Origin of the sequence: Neobacillus drentensis, assembly GCF_036962765.1 — a bacterium.
Classification (GTDB): domain Bacteria; phylum Bacillota; class Bacilli; order Bacillales; family Cytobacillaceae; genus Neobacillus; species Neobacillus drentensis_C.
In genome coordinates this window covers 1,901-9,270 of sequence record NZ_JBALOS010000104.1, presented here as the reverse complement: position 1 = coordinate 9,270, position 7,370 = coordinate 1,901, and the positions used below count along the sequence as shown (strand labels likewise).

Here is a 7,370-nt window from a genome sequence, read left to right as displayed (position 1 = left end):
AGATTAATCCAGATAAAGATTTTTTATTTAATTACATAGGGTTGTTTTTACTGGCGGATCGCTATCTTGCTCAAGATCATAATCGAAATGTATATGAACTCCCACAGGAACGGTTCATGATTATTGCCATGACACTTATGAAGTATGAAAGGCAGCCTATCCGCCTCCATCTTGTAAAGGAAGCTTACTGGGCATTAAGTAATTTATATATGACGGTTGCAACTCCGACTTTAGCGAATGCCGGCAAAAGCTATGGGCAACTTTCTTCCTGCTTTATTGATACTGTAGACGATTCCCTTGATGGTATTTATTTAAATAACTGGGATATTGCGAGGCTAAGTAAAGATGGCGGAGGGATAGGCATCTATTATGGCAAAGTTCGCGCCCTTGGTTCTGATATAAAGAAATTCAAAGGAAACTCTTCTGGTGTGGTGCCGTGGATTAAATTGGTAAATGATACAGCGGTCAGTGTCGATCAGTTAGGTCAACGTCAAGGTGCCATTGCTGTTTACCTAGATTTGTTTCATAAAGATATCATGAATGGATTTCTCGATTTGAAAACAAATAACGGGGATGAACGCCGTAAAGCCCATGATATTTTCACTGGTGTCTCCATACCTGATTTATTTATGAAAAAATTGGAAGAGAAAGATGAACAGGGCAGAAGTATTGGACAGTGGCATACATTTTGTCCCCATCAAGTAAAACAAGTTATGGGTTGGAAGGATGACCAGGGAAACCTTCTCGGCCTTGAGGATTTTTATGATGAAACGGATGTTAAGTATTTTTCCGAGAAATATGAAGAGGCCACAAATAACCCGCTACTTCCTCGAAAAACCTATCGTGCAATGGATATTATGACACGTATCATGGTTGCCCAATTAGAAACAGGAACGCCATATATGTTCTATCGTGATGAAGTAAACAGGCAAAATCCGAATAAGCATGTAATGGGAAAGGGAAGGACTTCCATTTACTGCAGTAACTTATGTACAGAAATTGCGCAAAATATGTCCGCAACAACAATTGTTAATGAATACCAAGATGAAGACGGCAATATCGTCATGGTTCGGAAACCAGGTGACTTTGTAGTTTGTAATTTATCATCTATTAATCTGGCAAAAACGGTTCCTTCAGAAGGCATAGAGCGTTTAATTCGGATCCAAGTTAGAATGCTCGATAACGTAATAGATTTAAATACTATCTCGGTTGGACCAGCTCAATTAACAAATAAAAGGTACAGAGCAGTAGGGCTTGGTACGTTTGGCTGGCACCACCTATTAGCACTAAAAGGAATACATTGGGAATCTGAAGCCGCGGTAAAGTATGCAGATCGTTTGTATGAGGAAATCGCCTATTTTACGATCCGTTCGTCCATGGAACTGGCAAAAGAGAAAGGGGCATATAGCAAGTTTAAAGGTTCGGATTGGCATACTGGATTGTATTTTGAGCGGAAAGGATACGAATCAGAAAGGTGGAATGAGTTAAAGAATGATGTAGCTAAGCATGGCATAAGAAATGGTTGGTTAATGGCCATTGCTCCGAACTCATCAACTGCCAAGATAGGAGGTTCCACAGATGGAATCGATCCAATTTATGCTGTTGAATATGCAGAGGAAAAGAAGAACTTTAAATTTAAAGTCACTGCACCTGATTTAAACCATATGACGTATGACTATTATCGTCGTTCGAGACATGCATTAGATCAACTTTGGAGTATTAAACAGAATGCAGCACGCGGACGGCATATTGATCAGGGGATTAGCTTTAACCTTTATGTTAGGCATGATATTAAGGCCAAGGACCTGCTTAACCTTCACATGGAAGCTTGGAAGCATGGTTTGAAGACAACTTATTATGTAAGAAGCACTTCGCAAACAGAAATTGATGAATGTGAAGCATGCCATAGCTAACATCTATTAAGAATAGAGTGGAGGAGAAATCCATATGGATATTCATTTACCAATGTCAAAAATAAAACTGTTAAATCCAGAGTTTCCTAATAAATCAACAGGGATTATTAACGGACAATCATCTGGACTGCTTAATTGGAATGATATTGCCTATCCGCAGATATATGATTTATATCAGACATTATTGTCCAACTTTTGGAAGGCGCAAGAGATTAATATGCAGGATGATATTAAACAGTGGGACCTGCTCAGTTCAACAGAACAAGATGTTTTTTTGCGCATTAATACACAACTCGCTTCATTAGATAGCCTGCAGACACCTACCATGTGTCAGGTGATGGACTATGTGACTGATTCTAGTTTTAAAGCAATATTTGCGGTTATTGCCCAGCAGGAAGCAGTGCATAATGAATCATACTCCTATATTCTAAGTTCACTTGTACCTTTAAGTGAACAAAATGATCGCTTCAATCAAGCTAAAAGTGATCCCATTGTGCAAAAACGAAATCAACTCATTTTGGATTCTTATGAAAGATTTCGAGAGAATCCTACACCTCAAAATGTATTTCAATTAGGTGTAAATTCTATTAATCTTGAGGGAATATATTTTTATGCAGGCTTTGCTTTTTTCTACCATCTTGCCCGTCAGCAAAAAATGCTTAAGACAAGTACAATGATTAGTTATATTCAACGTGACGAAATGCAGCATGCATATTTCATGGCCCAGTTTCTACGAATTCTCTTAACAGAACATCCGGAATTGAATACAGACGCGAATATTGATTATGTGTATAAGACAGTTGGACAAGCTGTGCAGCTTGAAAAAGAATGGGCCCATGTGATTTTGAAAGATATAGAAGGCATTAACTTGAATGAGTACGAAGAGTACACAGAATACCTTGCAAATAAACGTCTGCGCCAGCTTGGATTACCGAACTTATTCAGCGAAAGGATCAACCCAATGCCATGGATCCATGTTTTCAGCGATGAAATGATAAATGAAACAAAATCCGATTTCTTTGAACAGAAGGCGAGGACCTATGCAAAGGTAACCCAATCAAATGGCTTCGATGAATTATGAGGATGGCTATTGTTTATTCCTCAAAAACGGGAAATACAAAAGATGTAGTTCATTTGATTCGGCAGTTATTTTTAGAGGAAAAGATTGATGTCACACTTTTTCGAATCGACGAATTTCCTGTTATGAATGTAATTCACTACGAGGCTGTTGTGATTGGTACTTACACTTGGGGAAATGGAGAAATTCCTCTAGAAATGATGGAGTTATATCGTGCTTTCGAAAAGTTGGATGTAAAGGGAGTCCTTACAGGAGTGGTTGGTACGGGAGATAGTGGGTACCCGAAGTTTTGTGGAGCTGTTGATGAATTTAAAGATATGCTGTACGTTCACACAAATTTAATGGTGACACTGAAGATTGAGCTAAGCTTACAAATGAATGATATTCTTAAGTGTCAAAGGTTTGTAAATAGTCTTGTTAAAGGTTTAAAGCGAAAGAAAGGTATGGGGTAGTCCATCAACGGATGGACTACCCTTTTAGTGTTGATCGTATCCCCATTAGTATTTCACCTGATTTTACTGATAAGACTGTTCAAGTTCCTCAATCAATGACCCAACATATTCAACCGCTTTCCGAATTGGATCTGGTCTCGACATGTCGATACCTGCATGTTTCAATAACTCAAGTGGTTTCATTGTTCCACCCGCACGAAGGACATCGAGCCACCTTTCAACCGCTGGCTGACCTTCTTCCAGAATCAGTTGAGCAATTGCTGTCGATGCCGTTAATCCTGCTGAATAGGTATAAGGATATAAGCCCATATAGTAGTGAGGCTGGCGCATCCAGGTTAGGCTGGCACCTTCATCGATTTCAACCGTTTCACCCCAAAACTCGGAAAGGACTGCACCAGTAACCTCTGATAATGTTTTAGCAGTAAGGGCTATGCCTTCCTCCGCAAGACCGTAGACTCTGCGCTGATATTCTGCCTCGAGTAAATGAGTGACAAAGTTATGGTAGTAGGTTCCAAGCAGCTGTAGGACTACCCAGCGGCGCATCTGTTTATCTTCCGTTCCAGCAAGCAAATGGTGACCCAATAACATTTCATTCATTGTTGAAGGTGCTTCAATAAAATACATAGAAGGACGGACATTCATGATGCGCTGATTTTTATTCGATAAATAAAAATGCCCAGCATGACCGAATTCATGTGCTAAGGTGAAACATCCACGCATGTTATCCTGCCATGTGATGAGAATATATGGGTGGGCCCCATAAGGGCTGGAACAGAAGGCACCCGTTGATTTTCCAACATTGTCAGCAAGGTCTATCCATCTCTCCTTAAAGCCCCTTTCGATGATCCCGACGTACTCAGGTCCCAATACTTTTAGTGATTCTAAGATTACTTCACTAGCTTCTTTAATGGTTATTGTTGGATTGAAATCTGGGTCTAGTGGCGCTTTCAAATCACAGAAAAGCATTTCGTCGAGTCCTAAAACTTTCTTCTTTAATTGGGCGAAACGGCGCATATGCGGGGCCAATTCTTTATATATGATATCGATCTGATTATTGTACATTTCCAGAGTAACTTGGTGCGGTTCTAAAAGCATTTGCTCTACGGATTCATACTTGCGCAGGCGAGAGATTGTTACTTGCTTTTTCACCTCTGTCGCATATGTTGCTGCCATCGTATTTCTATATTGTTTAAGAGTAGAAACGAATGAGTCATAAGCTTTTCTGCGAGTATCAGTATCAGGTGAAAATTCATGCTTGCTCTCAAATAAGGCAAAGGATACAGGCTGTTCGTTCCCTTCTGAATCATGAATCGGAGTAAACTCCATATCTGCTAATTTGGTCATTTGATAGATTTGATAAGGGGCTCCTTGCAGTTCACCAAGAGAAGCCAGTACTTCTTCCGTTTCTGGTGAGAGCTTATGTTTTTTCGTCTCAAGTAGTTCTACAAGGTTTTTACGGAATGGTTCCAGATCTGGTTCTTCTCGAAGGTATTTTTCAACTGTTCCCTCTTTAAGTGCAAGGATTTCAGAATGAATGAAGGATAAGACAGCTATCCCTTTTGTGCGTAAGGCAGAAAACTTAGCGGAATTTGCCTGATTCACTGGGTCTGTTCCATCAGCAGATTGTTTTAGATCTGCATATGTCCAGGCTTTTATAATTCGCATTGAAAGCTGTTCTTGTGCACTTAAACAGTCTAATAAAGCTTTTGAACCTGTATGTAAGGTGCCTTTAAATTTAGCAAACTGCGCTATTTCTTTCTCAATCACATACAATTCAGCTGCCCAGACTTGCTCAGAAGGAAATAAATCAACTAGATTCCAAGTCAATTCTTCAGAAACCTCAGAGCGGGTCAACCGTTTCCCAACTGTTTTTTTCATTAAATCTCCTCCTCAAATCTTTCGAATTTACTAAATTTTATCATAGAATTTTAGAAAATTGTGTCAAAAAATAGTTGGTGTCAGGCACCCACTACAGAATTCTTAATATTTGGTCTATTGGTTGACCGCTTATTTTTTTTGATGGTATTATTTAATTGGTAGATACTGAAAGCGTTTTCTAAATGCGCAGAGTGAAACGTATGTGTGGGATTTACCTAGAGAGTATAGGGGGAGATCTAAATGACTGAAGAGGTAGTTAATGCAATTCAAGATGAGTATCCGGATGATTTTGCTTGGTGTTATGGCTGTGGTCGATTGAATGAAGGGGGACATCATTTTCGAACTGGCTGGCAGGGTGAGCAAACAGTAACTCTTTACACACCAGAAGCAGAACATCTAGCACTTCCAGGTTTTGTTTATGGCGGCATTGTTGCCTCATTAATTGATTGTCATGGGACTGGTTCGGCAGCACTAGCCCTTCATCGGAAAAATGGCCATGAAACTGGGGATGGAGCGGAGCCTCCAAGGTTCGTAACTGCTTCCTTAAATGTGAACTTCCTCAAGCCCACTCCACATGGTATACCTTTAAAAGCAATTGGAACCGTACATGAAATTCACCCTAAAAAGTTTAAGGTTGAGACGGAAGTTTACGCCAATGATGTAATTTGTGCTCGTGGAGAGGTCGTCTGTGTTGTTATGCCTAAATCCTTTCTTAAATAGGAAATTAAATAAATTCAGTTTTAGCCGGTCCTACTATTGGGAATCGGCTTTTTTTTACTTTATGAAGGGTATCTCGAAAAAAAGTCAGTTTTATTAACATGTAGGTAATCAATTTTATAAAATTTATGTTAGAAACCATTCCACATTTACAGAAAAACTCAATAAGGTATGCAATACTGACGTTAGAGAAATAAGTGACTCCATTTGTCAAAAAATAATGGGTCATTAGACTAAAAGCAGGGGGGTGAGCCAAATGGTTCGTACTATTGCTCAGTTTCTCACAATATTAGTCATATATTTGATCGGAACAAGGCTCGTTACTTGGCTGGATCTTCCTGTCCCAGGAAGTATTGTTGGTATGGCCCTCTTATTTATTGCATTGGTGTCAGGTGTTTGTAAGCTCAAATGGGTTGAAGCATGCGCCCAGTTGCATATCAGACATATAACGCTTCTATTTATTCCATTTATTGTAGGTGTTTGGCATTTTGCAGGGATTTTTAGAGTAGAAGGAATAAAATTAGCAATCATCCTAGCAGCAAGCAGCCTGGTTGTCCTACTTGTTACAGCTTTTATTGCTGAGTATTTAGAAACTAAAAGAAAAAGGAGTAAACAAAATGGGAACAATGATTTCTAATATATTGTTATGTACCAGCATTACTGTGATGAGTTATGCAGCAGGAAATAAGGTGTTTAAAACTTATAACAAGGCATGGTTAAATCCGTTATATACTGTAACAGTGTTCATCATTGGTTTATTGACGCTTTCTCATATACATGTTGCCCAATATTCTTCTGGAACAGGTATATTTTCACTTTTATTAGGAACTGCTACTGTGTCCCTCGCTGTTCCCTTATATAGACATGTAAGAATTATTAGAAAAAATTTCGTAATTATTTTCTGGGCGGTTATGCCAGGCACATTAACTGGTGTAATTTCAATTGTCTTGTTGACGAAGTATTTGCACATGAATAAGGAAATTATGTTGTCCCTAATTCCAAAATCGGTCACTGCTCCCATTGCCCTATCAGTATCCCAGTCATTAGGGGGGATACCGTCACTAACGATTTTGTTTGTTTGTATTTCTGCGGTTTTTTCTTTAATGGTTGGGCCATTTCTTTTAAATCTTACTCGGATTAGAAGCAGAATTGCTAAGGGATTAGCGTTAGGAACCTCAGCCCAGGCAATTGGTGCCAACCGTGCCTTTGAATGGGGAGAAATAGAAGGGGTGATGGGGAGCTTAGCGATGATTACCTCCGCATTGATCATGTCTATTATGATACCTTTATTATTACATCTTTACCTTTTTTAAATAGGCTCTGTTAAACTTG

7 protein-coding genes are annotated in these 7,370 nt (G+C 39.2%); 6 read left to right on the top strand and 1 reads right to left on the bottom strand.

Annotated elements, in window-relative coordinates:
* The 3 genes from V7137_RS14160 to V7137_RS14150 form a co-directional block, all read left to right on the top strand.
* Positions 1–1,913: ribonucleoside-diphosphate reductase subunit alpha (locus tag V7137_RS14160; protein ID WP_335698684.1), on the top strand; the 1,913-nt coding region annotated here is incomplete at its 5' end.
* Between the two features lie 34 nt (positions 1,914–1,947).
* Complete coding sequence (locus V7137_RS14155; protein WP_335698683.1) at positions 1,948–2,994, top strand: ribonucleotide-diphosphate reductase subunit beta; 1,047 nt, start codon at positions 1,948–1,950, stop codon at positions 2,992–2,994.
* A 2-nt stretch (positions 2,995–2,996) separates the two neighbouring features.
* A complete protein-coding gene (locus tag V7137_RS14150) occupies positions 2,997–3,443 on the top strand; it encodes a flavodoxin domain-containing protein (protein ID WP_335698682.1) in 447 nt (148 codons plus the stop codon).
* A 63-nt stretch (positions 3,444–3,506) separates the two neighbouring features.
* On the opposite strand, the gene pepF is transcribed toward V7137_RS14150, so the two are convergent.
* Positions 3,507–5,321, bottom strand: coding sequence for an oligoendopeptidase F (gene pepF / locus V7137_RS14145; protein WP_335698681.1), 1,815 nt, complete (start codon positions 5,319–5,321; stop codon positions 3,507–3,509).
* Positions 5,322–5,561: 240 nt separating this feature from the next.
* On the opposite strand from pepF, the gene V7137_RS14140 reads away from it, so the two are divergent.
* The 3 genes from V7137_RS14140 to V7137_RS14130 all read left to right on the top strand — a co-directional run bounded on the left by V7137_RS14140 (position 5,562) and on the right by V7137_RS14130 (position 7,351).
* The gene (locus V7137_RS14140) at positions 5,562–6,041 is read left to right on the top strand and encodes a PaaI family thioesterase (protein WP_335698680.1); all 480 of its coding nucleotides are present in this window, start codon (positions 5,562–5,564) and stop codon (positions 6,039–6,041) included.
* A 253-nt stretch (positions 6,042–6,294) separates the two neighbouring features.
* The gene (locus tag V7137_RS14135) at positions 6,295–6,675 is read left to right on the top strand and encodes a CidA/LrgA family protein (RefSeq protein WP_335698679.1); all 381 of its coding nucleotides are present in this window, start codon (positions 6,295–6,297) and stop codon (positions 6,673–6,675) included.
* Positions 6,656–7,351, top strand: a complete 696-nt coding sequence (locus tag V7137_RS14130) for an LrgB family protein (RefSeq protein ID WP_335698678.1) — start codon at positions 6,656–6,658, stop codon at positions 7,349–7,351. The genes V7137_RS14135 and V7137_RS14130 overlap by 20 nt, the downstream gene beginning before the upstream one ends.
* The last annotated feature ends 19 nt before the right edge of the window (positions 7,352–7,370 follow it).

Bases quoted from the DNA above. Each gene is read 5' to 3' on its own strand.
- V7137_RS14135 (WP_335698679.1), top strand. From the start codon at position 6,295: ATGGTTCGTACTATTGCTCAGTTTCTCACAATATTAGTCATATATTTG.
- pepF (WP_335698681.1), bottom strand. From the start codon at position 5,321: ATGAAAAAAACAGTTGGGAAACGGTTGACCCGCTCTGAGGTTTCTGAA.
- V7137_RS14155 (WP_335698683.1), top strand. From the start codon at position 1,948: ATGGATATTCATTTACCAATGTCAAAAATAAAACTGTTAAATCCAGAG.
- V7137_RS14130 (WP_335698678.1), top strand. From the start codon at position 6,656: ATGGGAACAATGATTTCTAATATATTGTTATGTACCAGCATTACTGTG.
- V7137_RS14150 (WP_335698682.1), top strand. From the start codon at position 2,997: ATGGCTATTGTTTATTCCTCAAAAACGGGAAATACAAAAGATGTAGTT.
- V7137_RS14140 (WP_335698680.1), top strand. From the start codon at position 5,562: ATGACTGAAGAGGTAGTTAATGCAATTCAAGATGAGTATCCGGATGAT.